General features: G+C 45.3%; 13 protein-coding genes. 6 read left to right on the top strand and 7 right to left on the bottom strand.

The genetic code is table 11. From position 1 onward, the window contains the following. Positions 1–4: 4 nt before the first annotated feature. From FRX45_RS07640 to FRX45_RS07665, 6 genes are all read right to left on the bottom strand, one after another. Entirely contained in the window at positions 5–886 is an 882-nt protein-coding gene (locus tag FRX45_RS07640; protein WP_152267806.1) for a flavin reductase family protein, read from the bottom strand. After that, positions 867–1,868, bottom strand: coding sequence for a fumarylacetoacetate hydrolase family protein (locus FRX45_RS07645; RefSeq protein WP_152267807.1), 1,002 nt, complete (start codon positions 1,866–1,868; stop codon positions 867–869). The genes FRX45_RS07640 and FRX45_RS07645 overlap by 20 nt, the downstream gene beginning before the upstream one ends. Positions 1,869–1,879: 11 nt before the next feature. Then, a complete protein-coding gene (locus tag FRX45_RS07650; protein ID WP_152267808.1) occupies positions 1,880–3,037 on the bottom strand; it encodes a homogentisate 1,2-dioxygenase in 1,158 nt (385 codons plus the stop codon). A gap of 18 nt (positions 3,038–3,055) precedes the next feature. Beyond that, the gene (hppD, locus tag FRX45_RS07655) at positions 3,056–4,186 is read right to left on the bottom strand and encodes a 4-hydroxyphenylpyruvate dioxygenase (RefSeq protein WP_152267809.1); all 1,131 of its coding nucleotides are present in this window, start codon (positions 4,184–4,186) and stop codon (positions 3,056–3,058) included. Positions 4,187–4,330: 144 nt separating this feature from the next. Then, complete coding sequence (locus tag FRX45_RS07660; protein WP_152267810.1) at positions 4,331–5,056, bottom strand: phenylalanine-4-hydroxylase; 726 nt, start codon at positions 5,054–5,056, stop codon at positions 4,331–4,333. Between the two features lie 589 nt (positions 5,057–5,645). Then, positions 5,646–7,079, bottom strand: a complete 1,434-nt coding sequence (locus tag FRX45_RS07665; protein WP_152267811.1) for an AAA family ATPase — start codon at positions 7,077–7,079, stop codon at positions 5,646–5,648. Between the two features lie 341 nt (positions 7,080–7,420). On the opposite strand from FRX45_RS07665, the gene FRX45_RS07670 reads away from it, so the two are divergent. From FRX45_RS07670 to FRX45_RS07685, 4 genes are all read left to right on the top strand, one after another. After that, entirely contained in the window at positions 7,421–8,287 is an 867-nt protein-coding gene (locus FRX45_RS07670; RefSeq protein WP_152267812.1) for an OmpA/MotB family protein, read from the top strand. Positions 8,288–8,510: 223 nt separating this feature from the next. Next, entirely contained in the window at positions 8,511–9,632 is a 1,122-nt protein-coding gene (locus FRX45_RS07675; RefSeq protein ID WP_152267813.1) for a transglutaminase domain-containing protein, read from the top strand. Between the two features lie 82 nt (positions 9,633–9,714). Further along, positions 9,715–11,211, top strand: a complete 1,497-nt coding sequence (locus FRX45_RS07680) for a sulfatase family protein (protein WP_152267814.1) — start codon at positions 9,715–9,717, stop codon at positions 11,209–11,211. Between the two features lie 156 nt (positions 11,212–11,367). Beyond that, positions 11,368–11,880 carry a DinB family protein gene (locus FRX45_RS07685; RefSeq protein ID WP_152267815.1) on the top strand — a complete coding sequence of 171 codons (513 nt, stop codon included), beginning with the start codon at positions 11,368–11,370 and terminating at the stop codon, positions 11,878–11,880. Positions 11,881–12,026: 146 nt separating this feature from the next. On the opposite strand, the gene FRX45_RS07690 is transcribed toward FRX45_RS07685, so the two are convergent. After that, positions 12,027–13,151: a peroxiredoxin family protein gene (locus FRX45_RS07690; RefSeq protein WP_152267816.1), complete on the bottom strand. Its 1,125-nt coding sequence runs from the start codon at positions 13,149–13,151 to the stop codon at positions 12,027–12,029. A gap of 148 nt (positions 13,152–13,299) precedes the next feature. On the opposite strand from FRX45_RS07690, the gene FRX45_RS07695 reads away from it, so the two are divergent. Continuing rightward, positions 13,300–14,403, top strand: coding sequence for a sensor histidine kinase (locus FRX45_RS07695; RefSeq protein ID WP_152267817.1), 1,104 nt, complete (start codon positions 13,300–13,302; stop codon positions 14,401–14,403). Next, positions 14,400–15,080, top strand: coding sequence for a LytR/AlgR family response regulator transcription factor (locus FRX45_RS07700; protein WP_152267818.1), 681 nt, complete (start codon positions 14,400–14,402; stop codon positions 15,078–15,080). The genes FRX45_RS07695 and FRX45_RS07700 overlap by 4 nt, the downstream gene beginning before the upstream one ends. Positions 15,081–15,161 lie beyond the last annotated feature (81 nt).

Here is a 15,161-nt window from a genome sequence, read left to right on the forward strand (position 1 = left end):
TTCGTTATATATCTATTAACAAGACCTGCCAGGCTTCCGTTGCACAGCCTTCATCCAGCAGGTGCATGGCTTCAGAGTGCACCAGTTTTATTCTTTGCTCTTTCCTCTCCACGGTACGGAGCCGTAGGCTAAGCAGCTCATGGATATAGCTGTCGTCCCTGGAGGGAATGGCTTCAAAGTTTGCCAACTGCGCCAGGTGATTGCCTGTAAGGATCTCACTTGTTTTGATGTGCTCCGGAAGGACATCAAATCCCATCCCGGGCTTCGTGTTGGGCTTGGGCACTTTGAAGAGGTTACGCTGGTTAACGTGGCAATACCAATCGCCACCCAGCCTTGCCACCAGCGATGTCTTTTGCTGGTCAATCATCGTGCCTTCCGTATTGAGCACATTATCGCTTACGTGCATACAGAGCACTTCCGCGATGACGAGGTTACCGGCGCCACCTGTGTAGCCGAGGGGCTGTACTTTTATGATCCTGCATTCGAGTTTAACCGGGCTTTCCTTTACCATCGGAGGCGCTACCAGCGTAGCCGGTTCTCTGGTAAATCCTGCTTTCACAAACTCGTCTACCCCGGCGGGATATTCGCAGGAGGCAAGCGAGACCTGTTGCACCATCTCCGGGGTTACCATATGGATCACCACTTCACCTGTTTCAGTAAGATTGTCCAGGGTATGTTTGCTGCTGTTGTCCCGCAGCCGGCGGGCGGGTGAAAAGATAACCAGCGGCGGTTCGGTGGAGACCATGTTGAAAAAGCTGAAGGGCGCAAGGTTCGCTTCGCCTTTTTTGTTGACAGTGCTTACCAACGCTATGGGACGGGGAGCGATAGCATGTTGCAGCCATTGTTGCCGCGTGGCGGCAGACAGTTTAGCAAGTTGTAGTAACATGTGTTTTCTTATGATTGAGAATACTCCAGTGGGTGGACTGCGGTATGATCGTACTCTTCAGCTTTCCCAGCCCCGTAATTTCCAATTCCACCTTATCGCCTGCTTGCAGCCATTGTTCCTTATGATCCGGGGTTTGATGTCTGGCGGTGCCATTGAGTTCCAACAGACAACCGGTACCAACGGTTCCGCTGCCGATAACATCACCCGGATAAAGGGTCACCCCATAGCTTGCCCGCTCAATCAACTCAGCAAAGGTCCAATCCATATCAGCGAGATTGCCTTTGCTTAGCGTAACGCCGTTGACGGCGGCAGTCATCTCCAGGTTCCAGGATTTGCCTCTATGACCAGGTTTGCAGGGTGCTTCATACACTTCCAGTTCATCGGTTGTCGCCAGCCAGGGACCAAGCACAGTGGAAAAATCCTTTCCCTTTGCTGGCCCGAGGCTCAGTTGCATTTCCTCCATCTGCAGGGTTCTTGCGCTCATATCATTCATGATCATCAGCCCGCCTATATAACAGTCAGCTTCCGCTGCCGGAATGTTCGTACCCTGCCGGCAAATCAAAATTGCACATTCCAACTCGTAATCGAGCTTTTCAAAATGATCAGGCATGCAATGAACATCGCCCGGCCCCTGTACACTCAGGTGATTGCCAAAATAAAAAACAGGAAACATGTCGAAAGCCGGGATCATATCCAGACCACGATTGCGTCTTGCCGCCTGTACATGCTGGCGAAAAGCATAGCCATCGCGCAGCGAAGCGGGGCGTGGTATGGGTGACAGCAGTATTGCACTGTCAACGGGTATTCCTGTGCCTTTGAGTTTGCTCTCCATTGCCAGCGGATAAAATTCATCCCAGTCTTCGAGGAAGGCCTGCATCGTGGAAGGTAGCGTTGGGTGCAGGGCTGCCATGTCATATAGCAGGCTGCCGGAGAGCATCGCTAACCTTTCTTCCGCACCGGATAAGTAAGTAACGAGTTTCATATTTAAAATTTTTATTCTGCCCAACTCATGGTGTAGCCGGGGTTCTCAATTTCCACTGCCTGCTTTGTGAGCTGCAGCGGATGGAAGGTATCTATCATCACCGCCAGTTCCTTTGTTTCTTTGGTACCGATGGATTTTTCCACGGCGCCCGGATGCGGGCCATGCGGAATGCCCGCAGGATGCAGGGTGATCATTCCTCTTGTTACATTCTTTCGGCTCATAAAGTCGCCGTCTGCATAATAGAGCAATTCATCGCTGTCAATATTGCTGTGGTTGTAAGGTGCGGGAATGGCCTCGGGATGGTAATCAAAGAGACGCGGCACAAAGGAACAAACCACGAAGTTCCTGGCTTCAAAAGTCTGGTGTACTGGTGGCGGCTGGTGCACCCTGCCGGTAATGGGTTCAAAATCGTGGATAGAAAAAGCAAACGGGTAACAACAGCCGTCCCAACCCACCACGTCGAAAGGATGGGTGGCATAATGTAAATTGTAGAGATGCCCCTGCTTTTTGACACGCACTAAAAAATCTCCTTTTTCGTCATGGGTAACGAGTTCCTTTGGTCCCCGTATATCCCGCTCGCAGTACGGTGCATGTTCCAGCAGTTGGCCGAAAGGGCTGCGGTATCGTTTCGGAAAGCGTATCGGACTGAAGGATTCAACGATAAGCAAACGGTTCAGCGTACCCGAAAACTCCATTTGATAAATCGTACCTCTTGGAATGATGATGTAATCTCCGGCAGTAAAGTCCAGGTCACCATAGAGGGTATGCAGGATACCGCTGCCTTCATGCACGAAAATAAGCTCATCCGCATCGGCATTCTTGTAGAAATAATCTTTCATGCTTTGCTCAGGAGCGGCGAGGGAAATATGGCAGTCGCTGTTGAAAAGGATCACCTGCCGGCTTCGCAGGTAATCTTCCATCGGCAGAATTTTAAATCCGTCAAAGCTGCGATGCTGCAATTTTTTTTCTGTTGCTGCATCAGGCCGCAGATCAACGGTAGCCCCTGTATTTTTTATCTGTGTAGGCGGATAGAGATGATAGAACAGTGAATAGTCACTGGAAAAACCTTCGGTTGAAAAGAGTTGTTCGGCATAGAGCCTTCTGTCCGGCGCACGGAACTGTGTATGACGCTTGTGCGGAACGTTGCCCAGTATTTTATAGTAAGGCATGGTTTAAAAATTTTAGTTTTATAAATTACCTCTCAGCGCCTGCTCCCTTTCAATGGCTTCAAAGAGCGCTTTGAAATTTCCTTTTCCGAAACTCCGGGCGCCCTTGCGCTGGATGATCTCAAAAAAAAGCGTGGGGCGGTCTTCTACCGGCTTGGTGAAAATCTGCAGCAGGTAGCCTTCCTCATCCCGGTCCACCAGGATGCCCAGTTCAGCTAACACATCAATGTCTTCCTCGATAGCACCGATCCTTTTCCTCAAATCATCATAATAGGTATGTGGTACTTTTAAAAACTCCACGCCGCGAAACTGCAGTTTGCGCACCGTTGCCACAATGTCTTTGGTTGCCACAGCGATGTGCTGCACGCCTTCGCCGCCGTAATAGTCGAGGAACTCCTCCACCTGCGATTTTTTCTTTCCCTCCGCAGGTTCGTTGATCGGGAATTTCACATATCCGTTGCCGTTACTCATTACCTTGCTCATGAGTGCGGAGTATTCGGTGGAGATATCTTTGTCATCGAAGGAAAGGATGTTCTTAAACCCCATCACGCTTTCATAAAAGCCGACCCATCTATCCATACCATTCCATCCCACATTGCCCACGCAGTGATCTACGTGGAGCAGGCCGGTTTCTGAAGGCTGGTATTCCGGTTCCCATTTCACAAAGCCGGGCAGGAAGACACCATCATAATGCTGTCTTTCCACAAACAGGTGAACGGTATCGCCGTAGGTATGGATGCCTGCCAGTTTTACAACTCCATGATCATCCCTGAGTTCAGTTAGCTCCAGAAAACTTTGAGCGCCTCTTGCCGTGGTTTGCTGCCAGGCATCACGGGCATCTTCTACGCCCAACGCTATGGTCTTTACAGCATCGCCATGGTGGTGGATATGGTCGGCGATTGCGTTATCCGGTCTCAATGGCGTTGTCAGTACCAGTATGATTTTATGCTGGCGGATCACGTAGCTCACTTTGTCTTTTGAGCCGGTTTCGGGGCCGGCATAAGCGAGTGACTGGAAGCCGAAAGCGGTTTTGTAATAGTGAGCAGCCTGTTTGGCGTTGCCTACATAGAACTCTATGTGATCTGTTCCGTAAAGCGGAAGGAAGTCTTTAGTGCCGGACGCGTTTGCAGCCGGACGAAGTGTCGTTTGCATTGAAAAAGCATTTTTAAAATTGAAGAGTAATAAAAAATAGTAAGGCAGAGAAGCCTTTAGCGTTAACGGCAGGAGGACTCTTCAAGCGAAAGCAGAAGAAGGACATAACAATTACGTCTGTCCGAAAAATTTTTAGAGGGATAGTCAGGACGCATAGGAAAGGGTATTGATTTTTTCTGAAATGATGAGCAATGATCCCGGCAACTGCCGCATTGAATCCAGCGCAAAATAGCAGTCCTGGAATTTGTCTTTAATGACGGGCTTTGCAATGATGGCCTCTATATCAAACGGTACGCGGTTCGCTTTTTGGGAGAGACAAAAATCCGTTTCCCCGATGGAGGAAAGAATGCCTGCCCCGTAAATCTTTAACCCTGCATTCGAGCTCACTACCCCAAACTCAATGCTGTACCAGTAGAGCCTTGCAAGCATTTCGATGACAGGTTCAGCATACTGATGCCTGCCGGCGATCTCCGCCAACCCATGCAGGAAATCGCAAATCAATGGGTCGGTAAGCAGGGGGATATGACCAAAAACATCATGGAACATGTCGGGCTCTTCAAGATAGTCGAGCTGCTCCGGCTTTCGTATCCAGGTGGTTGCTCCAAACTGGCGGTGCAGCATTTTTTCAAAGAAGAGGCGGTTGTCAATCAGTCCCGGCACGGCATAAATCTGCCAGCCGGTAATGGATTTTAGTTTCTGGTTGACGAGTGTAAAATCAGGGATATGCTGTGGCTGGAAATCCAGTTTGGATAATCCCGGTTCGAAATTAAGGTAGGCGACTTTTTTTATTTTTTCCAGTTGTCTGTTGAATAAAACAGACCATGTATGGTGATCGGTTGCCGTATAGGCGCTATAGTCCTGCTGTAGCATAGCAAACGTTTTTTAAAAGTGGTAAAAGAGAAACCAATCAAATAAGGAAAATAAAAGGAGGGACGCCTGTTATACAGGACGCATTTTGCGGGTCTTCTTATGTGCAGCGCGATGCATAATACAAATTTAGTGTTTTTTGGGAAATTTGAAAACGGTTCGTAAATATCCTATTCCTATTGAACATCACACCTGGTTTTTCCCTGTAAGTGTCATCGAACTTAAATTCGGATCGAAGGAGTTTAGGATATAGCAATGGGAAAGGTGATAAACAGGAATGACATTGCAGTTGGGAAGACCGTCTGTTCAGATGAATACGACATGGGACCATGTAGGCATGATAATAATCTATTTAATTGGAGTCCCCAGGAGACTTTTTTCCGGAGAGCTACAACAATGTTGAATATATTCACACGCCGTATACCCAAATACTATTGTCGTGCTATCGAAATTTGAATGCTAACTTAATGAAGGAACCAAAGTTTGACGTGTATGTTCCTGACAAGTATGATTGCATCGGCGCTTTGATTGCGCTGCTCGGTTATTTGTATTATTTATTACGCACCCAGGAACATACAATAGCCAATAATCATCAGAACATATCCCCCATCTTTACCTCTGATATGATACGTCCTGTATAATAAATATTTTGCTTGATACCGTATGTCGTAATCATTGTCGGGAAAATCGTTTTTTTTGTTCTTGTTTGTTCCTTAAAAATTTTCACCTTGCTGTCCAGTTCTGCTGCATACTTTTTATCAATGACGAACTCTTCGCCGGAAAACTTCATTTCACATATATTTATACAATGATCCTGGCGATCAATTAGAAGATCAATTTGTGCTCCAGCTTCTCCCTTTTTGGCATTGTATCTCCAACCTGACGCTTCCGTATATACCGCTGCAATGCCCAGGGCTTTCTTGATTTGCTGCAGGTGTTTCTGGCAAACAGCTTCGAAAGCATACCCACTCCAGCTATTATAAGACTGTCCTTCTACGATCTTATGCCAGGTGCCTGCACCCGTAGCGCGGGCACGGTCAATGAATTTCAGATAAAAAAGGGAATACTCATCTGATAACTTATAAATCCCGTCACGGGAAGTTTTTTCAAATGGAATATGTTGTGAGATAAATCCTGACTGTTCGAGCTCTTCGAACAACCTTGTTGTTGTCCCGCCGGTCGTGAGCCCACAAGCCTCGATTACTTCAGTCCGGCTCATTCCTTTGGCTTTTTTAGCAAGCTGCCGGACTATGGCTTCATGATGGCTGGCATTGTTAAACAGGGATCGGTACAGCACATTAAACTCTGTTTTTAGCATGCCATTCCTTTCAAAGAAGAGTTTATCAATGACCTGGTTTGTACTTTCACCTTTGTCAACCTGTTTTAGATATTGAGGGATACCACCCATCGCCATATATAGTTGCAGTATCTGATAGTGGTCTAGCCCGATACCACGACTCACAAGATAAGCTTCGGATTCTTTTAGACTAAAGGGGAATAGCTGGATAGTTCGGCTTATTCTGTTATGGAGACCGCCCCGATTGTGAAGAACATTTTCAATCATCCAGGATGCTGCAGAACCGCAGATGACAACTTTCAACTGCGGCTGACGTGATGCCCAGGTGTTCCACCAGTGTCCGAAGGCCGTTAAAAAGCCAGATTTGGGAGTATGAATCCACGGGAATTCATCAAACAAGACAACTGCTGGTTGCTCTTTAAGTTTTGTTTGCAGAAAGTCGCTCAGGAAAATGAAAGCCTGTATCCAGTTATGGGGGGTCGCTGGCGGGATGACTGACTTCATAGCTTGTTGAAGTGCTCTGCTAAAATTCAACAATTGTTCGGCCAAGCCAGTCTCGTGAATTCCCGTACACTCAAATACGAGCCTTTGCTGGTAGTAATTTCGGATAAGAAAAGTTTTTCCAACCCGGCGGCGGCCAAAAATGGCGATTAGCTCAGCTTCCTTCGAGTCGAGCATGTCTTTTAGAATTTTTTTCTCGGCATCTCGGCCAATGATCGTTTCTGGCATGTATTTGTGGACAGGTATAAGTTTTTATTTCCGTCCACAAATATAATTTTAAATATAGTTATGGACAAGTATAAGTTTTTATTTCCGTAGTTTGTCCTGTTATTTGATTAAAATATACTATAGTAAAACTTGAATATTCTCACCGGAGGACTATATAAGGCAGATTTGTTTTCTCATGTTGATCCCTCTACCAGGTCTGCGAAGTTTGTTTCTACAGTACTCTACATCTTTTATCTTTTGTTAACTTTAATAATGATAAGCCGTCAATGGATAAAAGCGTGCATCTTTAGTGTTTGCATTATCTTGCATATATTTATTTATCCATCATAAAAATTCATTTTATGAAACGCCGATTGCCACTTCTAACAGTAGTTACTTGCCTTTTTCTTTTTTCATGTGTGAGCAGTAAAAAGTTCAAAGCAGAGCAGGCCAAAAATGAAGCCCTCAACACAACGTATGTAAATGTTCAGCAAACCTTAAAAGAATGTACAGATGCCAGGGATGCGGCTACGCGCAAGAACGGGGACTTGCAGAAAGAAAATGATAACCTGAAAGACCAGGTAGCCTTCCTGAAAGAAAACAATACCCAGGCGCTGAAGCAACTGCAGGATCTTTCTGTAATTTCTGCATCGCAGGCCGAAAGCATCAAAAAGTCACTGGATAATATTGGCTCAAAGGATGTATATATCCAGGGACTGCAATCCGCCATATCCCGCAGAGATTCGCTGAACATGGTATTGGTAATGAACTTAAAAGGCGCTATTGGTAACCTTGACGATGAGGACATTAATATCAAAGTAGACAAAGGCGTAGTATATATTGACATCTCGGATAAGCTGCTGTTCAAAAGCGGCCGTTACGAAGTAACGCCGCAGGCTAAAACGGTTTTAGGCAAGGTAGCACAGGTGCTAAAGAACCAGCCCGATATTGAATTTATGGTGGAAGGGCATACAGATAATGTGCCTTACCGGAGCGGAGTGCTCCTCGATAACTGGGACCTCAGCGTTAAGCGGGCTACCTCCGTTGTACGCATCCTTCAAAATGAGTATGCGCTTGATCCTTCCAAAATGGCTGCAGCCGGACGAAGTGAATATAAACCGTTAACAGATAATACCACAGCCGAAGGAAGGGCCACCAACCGGCGTACAAGGATTGTTATTCTTCCCCAGCTCGACCAGTTCTTTCAATTGCTTGAACCGCAATCGTAAGAGAATACAAAAACAAGAACCAAATGGCAAGAACCAAACTAAAGGGCAGGCAGGCCTGTCCGCCGGGGCGGATAAAATTCAAATAACAAATTTCGAATGCAAAGCGAGATGCAACTATAAACCACAAACAATAAACCACAAATTAAAAAATCCGAATCCGGGAATCCGAAGCGAAATGCACCCGATGCTTCCCTACATTCTTTCTTTGTAATAACTTTAGGGTATGAAATTCAGCCTGCTGCTATATGGCATGCTACTGGCCTGTGGGGTTGCAAACGGGCAGCTTTGGAATAACTATACGGGGTTTGGCAGGTTTACTATTGCTGTGCCTGATTCCACCAGTCGTTCTGCTGCCGGGCTGGCGGCATATATACAAAATCGTTATGATACTCCAAAAGCACAGTTGCAGGCCATTTATGGCTGGGTTACCGCCAATATCCGTTACGATGACGACAGCTCCTATTATTTTAACAGGAGTGTGGATCATGAAACAAAAATTGCCGCTACGCTCCGCAGAAGAAAGGGCGTATGTGAAAATTATGCCGGGCTGTTCGCTGATCTGGCATCAAGGCTCGGCTTAACTTCCCATGTCATTTATGGATGTCCCATAGGCGTTAGTACAAGAGGAAATACAGGACATGCCTGGTGCGCCGTAAACTTGGATGATGAGTGGTGGTTGTTTGATCCTACCTGGGATGCCGGGTTTCAGGGTGGATTTCAGTATTTTATGGTGCACCCTGCTACCTTTATACAAACCCATATGCCTTTTGATCCGTTATGGCAATTATTGGAAAAACCTGTAAACTACCGCAATACTGCAGCAAAAAATAAACCGATCTTACACTATAAAGATTCTGTTAAAGCTTTCTTACAGATGGACAGCCTGCAGCAATACCTTGCGATTGAGCAACGCATGAAAAACGCAGGGGCGAATAGTGAAATGGTTAAGCTATGGCAGGGTTATAACCGAATGAATATTGCCATCATTGCAGGCGAGCATGATATGCAATTGTACAATGCAGCAGTAGATAACCTGAATACCGCTACGGATATCTTTAATTCGTTTGTACATTATCGTAATAACGGCTTCCTTCCTCAAAAACCGGATGCAGTAATAAGAACCATGCTGGAACCGATCAGTATATTGATTGCGGAGGCAAATAAAAAGTTAGACGGGATCGGGCTGCTGGTAGAGAATTTCCAGTACAATACGGAGGGCATCCGGCAAAAGCTAACATCACTCAGGAAGCGCAGTGTGGAACAAAAAGAATTTCTAAATAAATATCTTGCAACGGCACTGGCGGAAAGAAGGCGGCTATTTTACCGACATCTGAAAAACCTTTAACAGCGGAAACTTAATCTTATGAAACAGGATGGCTGATTTTTCATAACGACAATCCTGGCGTAGAAGCTCAAAGAAAAATGCAATGAAATCAATAAACAACCTTACAACCCTTGCTATTTGTTGCTTGGCAGCAGTAATGACGCAGGCACAGCAAAAGCCCAATATCATCTATATTCTTGCTGATGACCTCGGTTACGGGGATGTGAGTTGCCTGAATGCCGATTCCAAGCTGCATACCGTGAACATTGATAAAATGGCGGCAGGAGGAATGAAGTTTACAGATGCGCACAGCAATTCCGCAGTATGCACTCCCACCCGTTATGGCATAATCACCGGCAGGTACGCGTGGCGTACAGTATTGCAAAACGGTGTATTATGGGGGTATGATACGATGCTGATAAAAAACAGCAGAACAACTTTGGCTTCCTTGTTAAAACGCAATGGGTATCACACCGGCGGTATCGGCAAATGGCATCTTGGTCTTGATTGGAAGAAAAATGAGTCAGGTGCGTTTGATTTTTTTCAACCACTTGCAGCAGGACCGTTGCAGGCAGGGTTTGATTATTTCTACGGCATTCCTGCTTCACTGGATATGCAGCCTTATTTTTATATTGAAAATAACAGGGTAACTGCAACCGCTATTGACAGCACGGGCGGAAACAGTGGCAAAGGATTCTGGCGAGCAGGACCGGCAGGAAATGATTTCAGGCACGAAGAGGTGTTTGACAGGATTACAGACAAAGCAGTAGATTACATTTCCCGGGAAGCAAAATCAGATAATCCGTTTTTTCTTTATTTCGCGCTCACCTCCCCGCATACGCCCATACTGCCAACCCATTCCTACCAGGGAAAATCCGGTACGAATGCTTATGGAGATTTTGTGCTGATGACAGATGATGTGGTGGGTAAAATTCTGGATGCAGTGAAGACTGCCGGCATTGAACAAAATACGATCATTGTTTTTACCAGTGATAACGGTTGTTCTCCTTCCGCCGGCTTTGAGGAACTTTCCGCTGCCGGTCATCATCCCAGTTATATTTACCGCGGTGCAAAAGCCGACATTTTTGAAGGAGGTCACCGTATTCCTTTCATAGTTAAATGGCCGAAAATGGTAAAAGCGGGCACTGAAACTGCGCAAACCATTTGCCTCACAGATTTCATGGCAACGCTCGCAGATATGTTTCAGCAGCCGCTAAAAGATAATGAAGGCGAAGACAGCTTTAGCCTGTTGCCTTTGCTATTGCAAAAAAATGGCTATGCCAGAACCAGCATTATTCATCATTCCATTGACGGAAATTTTTCCATCAGGAAAAATGACTGGAAACTGATTTTTGCACGGGGATCTGGGGGGTGGAGCGCGCCTACCGAAAAAGAAGCAAAAACACAGGGATTACCAGATCTGCAGTTATACAATTTAAAAACGGATATCAGAGAAACGAATAATGTAGCCTCAGATCATCCTTCCGTAGTAAGGGAATTGTCAGCTATTGCCAAAGCTATTATTGAAAATGGAAGATCAACAAAAGGGAAAAAACAAAAAAACGATACAGAGGTAAATTACAGGGAATGGATACCATAGAAAACCCAATGTACAAGAAGGCAATGTAAAACAGAGCACTTCACCCAATCTGTAAATAAATATTTCCTCTGTCAAAAACCGGCTGCCATAGGGTTGTCACCCTGCCTTGTTTTCTTTGTATGGTCAAATCAATAATAAACCATAAAATCGAAAACAATGGCAAACAATAACCAGGCAATAGCGGCCGAACCTTTAATTGTTATCACTCCGGAAGCATTGCTCGAACATTGGCAGGGACATCGTAAGCTTACCCGTAAAATGATAGAAGCATTTCCCGAAGACAAATTATTTACTTATTCTGTTGGTGGCATGCGGCCCTTTTCGGAACTGGTATTAGAAATGCTTGGGATGGCGGTGCCGGGAATAAAAGGCATCATTACGGGCAAATGGCAAACTTATGATGAGGCATTTGCAGAGACAGCAGCACCCGCCTCAAAAAAGGAATTGCTGGAACGCTGGGATGAAACAACCGAAGCGTTAAATGCACTTTGGCCACAGATACCCCCGCATCGTTTCCAGGAAACCGATACAGCATTTGGCCAATGGGAAGGCACCGGTTATTTTTTTATATTTTATTTTATTGATAACGAAATCCACCACCGGGGTCAGGCCTATGTATATCTCCGTTCGCTGAGCGTAGAGCCTCCAGCTTTCTGGGACAGGTCCTGATGGTTCCCTGCATTTTGCCGCGTAAACAATACCGATCGTATTTCCTTTTGAAAATCTATAGCATTTGCCGCATAGTAAATGCTATAGATTTTTGCTTGATATGGATGTCAAATACGATGTGCTTACATACTACTAACATTGTACAGCTACTTCAAAATATCCAAAACCATCTCCTCCAATTCCGCGGAGTATCCAGGTCTGATTGAACGAATGATCCCTTTCTTATCAATGAGCACATATAAAGGAACAGCCTCCAATTGATATTCTTTTTTGACTTGTTCATTCCCAATTAATAAAGGAAAATTGATCTTCTTTTTTTCGGCAAACGCCCTGGCGGAGGGAAGTTGTTTAAGATCATTTGTGATGCCATATACAGCCAACCCTTTATCATGATACTTGTTATAGAGGGCAATTACCTCAGGCATTGATTCAATACAGGGGCCGCACCATATTTCCCAAAAATCCAGCAAAACCACCTTCCCTTTCCAATCATTTGCCGAAATTAATTTTCCGTCAAACGACTCGAGGCTAAATTGAGGTGCGTTCTTTCCCTGCAGGGGCTGGCGATGCGTTTTTACCGGTTCGGGCGATACATAAGTATACGCTTTTAAAAAGGGAAGGGATGTAAAGTTGTAAGGCCTGGGAGGATTGACCTTGAGCTCCGTGATCTTAAAATACAGGTCCTGCACTTTACCATAGCTCTCCTGGTGTTGCCTGACGGCAACGGGCAGCATGCTTTTCCTGTCAATCGTAATGATCTTTTTTCTTTTGGTCACATCATAGTCTGTAAGATTGGGGTAGCTGACGATGATATCATAATGATCCTGGCTTTCCATCACTGATATGCCATTACATTGAGCGGTGTCTATTTTAACGAGATCAGGAATAACCAGGTGCCCGCCACCACCCAGAAACATACTATGCAAAGCTGCCGGACTGTTCATTAGCCTGTATGTCTTCGTATCAGGACTTATGGCGTAGCAAACACGTCCATCATATACTTTCTCCTCCTTTTCTCCGTGTTTCTTTGCCCAAAAGCGGAACCCCAGGAGCGTATCTGTTTTGTCAACCGCTATCACAACCGTGCCGGTCATAGTACGGATATCACCGGTAAGGAGCGTGTCCCGGCGTTCAACTGAGTATTCCGCAGTTTTTAAAGCACCCTGTGCTTTCAGGACTTCGGCCAGCACTTCAGATGAAGTTGCTGTACTTTGACAAAAAGAAATATTAGATGCAATCATCAAAAACCAGATCAACGCTATCGCTTTCATTGTATAAATATTTGATAGGAACAAACCTATGCGCTTACCTGCAGGTAATGATTATTTTTTAGATAAGCCCCCGTATAAATCAGACAAAGGATGTCTGTCGAAAAAAACACGGGATTTGTCGAAAACGTGAACGCGGCAGTAAAGTAATATGCTGTACTTTACAACTATGCTGTTAAAGGATAATTATTTCAGGGACAGATACCACAGGCTTGAGGTGATCTTCTTTATCATTTACTTCATATTTTTCCCGGTGTTGAGCGGCGTAGAATATTATATTTACGAGCCGGTGCCTCATAAACCAGGTTTGTTTGAACATTTGCCCGAGTATCTTTTTTATGACTTTACCTCCATGATACCTGCATGGATATGCTATCAGTATATCATCAAAAAACTGCTCTTTAAGCAGAAATACCTGTGGTTTCTTTTGGCATTGCTGATATACCTGGTGCTGCATCAATGCTACCGGCTCGGCGTTTACTGGCTTATAGCCCACGCTCACTTTCTGCCGGGTGATATGGTTTCCCGTGCCCGGGGCTGGTATACAAACAACGTATTCTATCATTTTATCAGCATCTATGAATTGCGTGATCTGATGGTGCTGTCGGCACTAGCCTATTTTATCCGTTCTGCCCGCCAGGATAAGCAGATCAGCGCACTGCAGCAGCAACACCTGGAATCGGAGCTGAAATTTTTGAAAGTGCAGATCCAGCCACATTTTTTCTTCAACACGCTTAACAATATCTATGCCCTAACGCTCCGGGGATCCGATAAAGCGGCGCCTTTAATTGCCCGGCATTCAGACACCATGCGCTATATACTTTATGAGTCATCCAAACAGCAGGTAAGTTTGACGCAGGAAATTGAATTTCTAAAGAACTTCGTGGAAGTGGAATCCATGCATTATTCAGAAAAAATGCACATCAGCTTTGAAACGCAGGGCATCACCAACCGGGCACTGATCGAGCCGCTGCTGCTCCTCCCTTTTATCGAAAATGCCTTCAAGCATGGCTTGCTCGAAGAGACGGGAGGGGGATTTATTCATATCGTGGTCTGCCTGGTAGAAAACGACCTGTTTGCAGAAATAAAGAATAGCAAGCCCACTTATTCAAAGAAGGATAAGAAAAGCGGTATTGGCCTGCAGAATGTATCACAGCGTTTGCAGATGCTGTATCCGGGTAAGCACGAGATGACGATAACGGAAGATGAAACTATATTTGAAGTTCGTGTTAGTTTAATTTTGAAACTACAATGATTAATTGCAGCATAGTTGACGACCAGCCACTTTCCCGGCAATTACTGGCGGAGTATATCCGCCGCCACCCTGATCTGCAGCTTGCGGCGGAATGTAGCAATGCGATGGAAGCCTTTGACAGCATTCATACTAATCCACCGGACCTGATCTTTCTGGACATACAAATGCCTTCTGTGACGGGCATCAGTTTTATCAGATCGCTTAAAAATCCACCGGCGTTTGTTTTTGTAACAGCATTTCCCGAGCATGCTGTGCTAAGCTATGAACTAAATGCCGTGGATTATTTGCTAAAGCCGGTTACCTACGAACGGTTCAAGCGCAGTATCGAAAATTTTTTGAAAGTTCATACAGACCCCGCACCTGCGCCAGACTACTCCTATTTTAAAGTTGACGGGTGCATGGTGAAGCTGTTCCACAGCAAAATCCTATATGCCCAATCCATAAGAGATTATATTGTTCTTGTTACTACAGATGGAAAGTATATCACCCATATGACCATGAAATACCTGGCTGAGCTTTTACCGGTAAAATATTTTAAGCGTATACACCGCTCTTTCCTGGTGGGCACGATGCACATTACCTCCGTTGGCCGGGAGGAGCTGCGTTTGGGAGATATCAGCATTCCGGTAGGAGAGTCCTACCGGGTAGGAGTGGGGAAAATGGGAAAAATAAATTAAAGATGCTGGTTTAGGTTAGTAGCTTCCATCGCTCGAAAAAAACAACAATGACTTTGTTCTCTCACTAAAAAATACTTTACC

Origin of the sequence: Agriterribacter humi, from assembly GCF_009192765.1 — a bacterium.
GTDB classification, from domain to species: domain Bacteria; phylum Bacteroidota; class Bacteroidia; order Chitinophagales; family Chitinophagaceae; genus Agriterribacter; species Agriterribacter humi.

Bases quoted from the DNA above. Each gene is read 5' to 3' on its own strand.
- FRX45_RS07640 (WP_152267806.1), bottom strand. From the start codon at position 886: ATGTTACTACAACTTGCTAAACTGTCTGCCGCCACGCGGCAACAATGG.
- FRX45_RS07645 (WP_152267807.1), bottom strand. From the start codon at position 1,868: ATGAAACTCGTTACTTACTTATCCGGTGCGGAAGAAAGGTTAGCGATG.
- FRX45_RS07650 (WP_152267808.1), bottom strand. From the start codon at position 3,037: ATGCCTTACTATAAAATACTGGGCAACGTTCCGCACAAGCGTCATACA.
- hppD (WP_152267809.1), bottom strand. From the start codon at position 4,186: ATGCAAACGACACTTCGTCCGGCTGCAAACGCGTCCGGCACTAAAGAC.
- FRX45_RS07660 (WP_152267810.1), bottom strand. From the start codon at position 5,056: ATGCTACAGCAGGACTATAGCGCCTATACGGCAACCGATCACCATACA.
- FRX45_RS07665 (WP_152267811.1), bottom strand. From the start codon at position 7,079: ATGCCAGAAACGATCATTGGCCGAGATGCCGAGAAAAAAATTCTAAAA.
- FRX45_RS07670 (WP_152267812.1), top strand. From the start codon at position 7,421: ATGAAACGCCGATTGCCACTTCTAACAGTAGTTACTTGCCTTTTTCTT.
- FRX45_RS07675 (WP_152267813.1), top strand. From the start codon at position 8,511: ATGAAATTCAGCCTGCTGCTATATGGCATGCTACTGGCCTGTGGGGTT.
- FRX45_RS07680 (WP_152267814.1), top strand. From the start codon at position 9,715: ATGAAATCAATAAACAACCTTACAACCCTTGCTATTTGTTGCTTGGCA.
- FRX45_RS07685 (WP_152267815.1), top strand. From the start codon at position 11,368: ATGGCAAACAATAACCAGGCAATAGCGGCCGAACCTTTAATTGTTATC.
- FRX45_RS07690 (WP_152267816.1), bottom strand. From the start codon at position 13,151: ATGAAAGCGATAGCGTTGATCTGGTTTTTGATGATTGCATCTAATATT.
- FRX45_RS07695 (WP_152267817.1), top strand. From the start codon at position 13,300: ATGCTGTACTTTACAACTATGCTGTTAAAGGATAATTATTTCAGGGAC.
- FRX45_RS07700 (WP_152267818.1), top strand. From the start codon at position 14,400: ATGATTAATTGCAGCATAGTTGACGACCAGCCACTTTCCCGGCAATTA.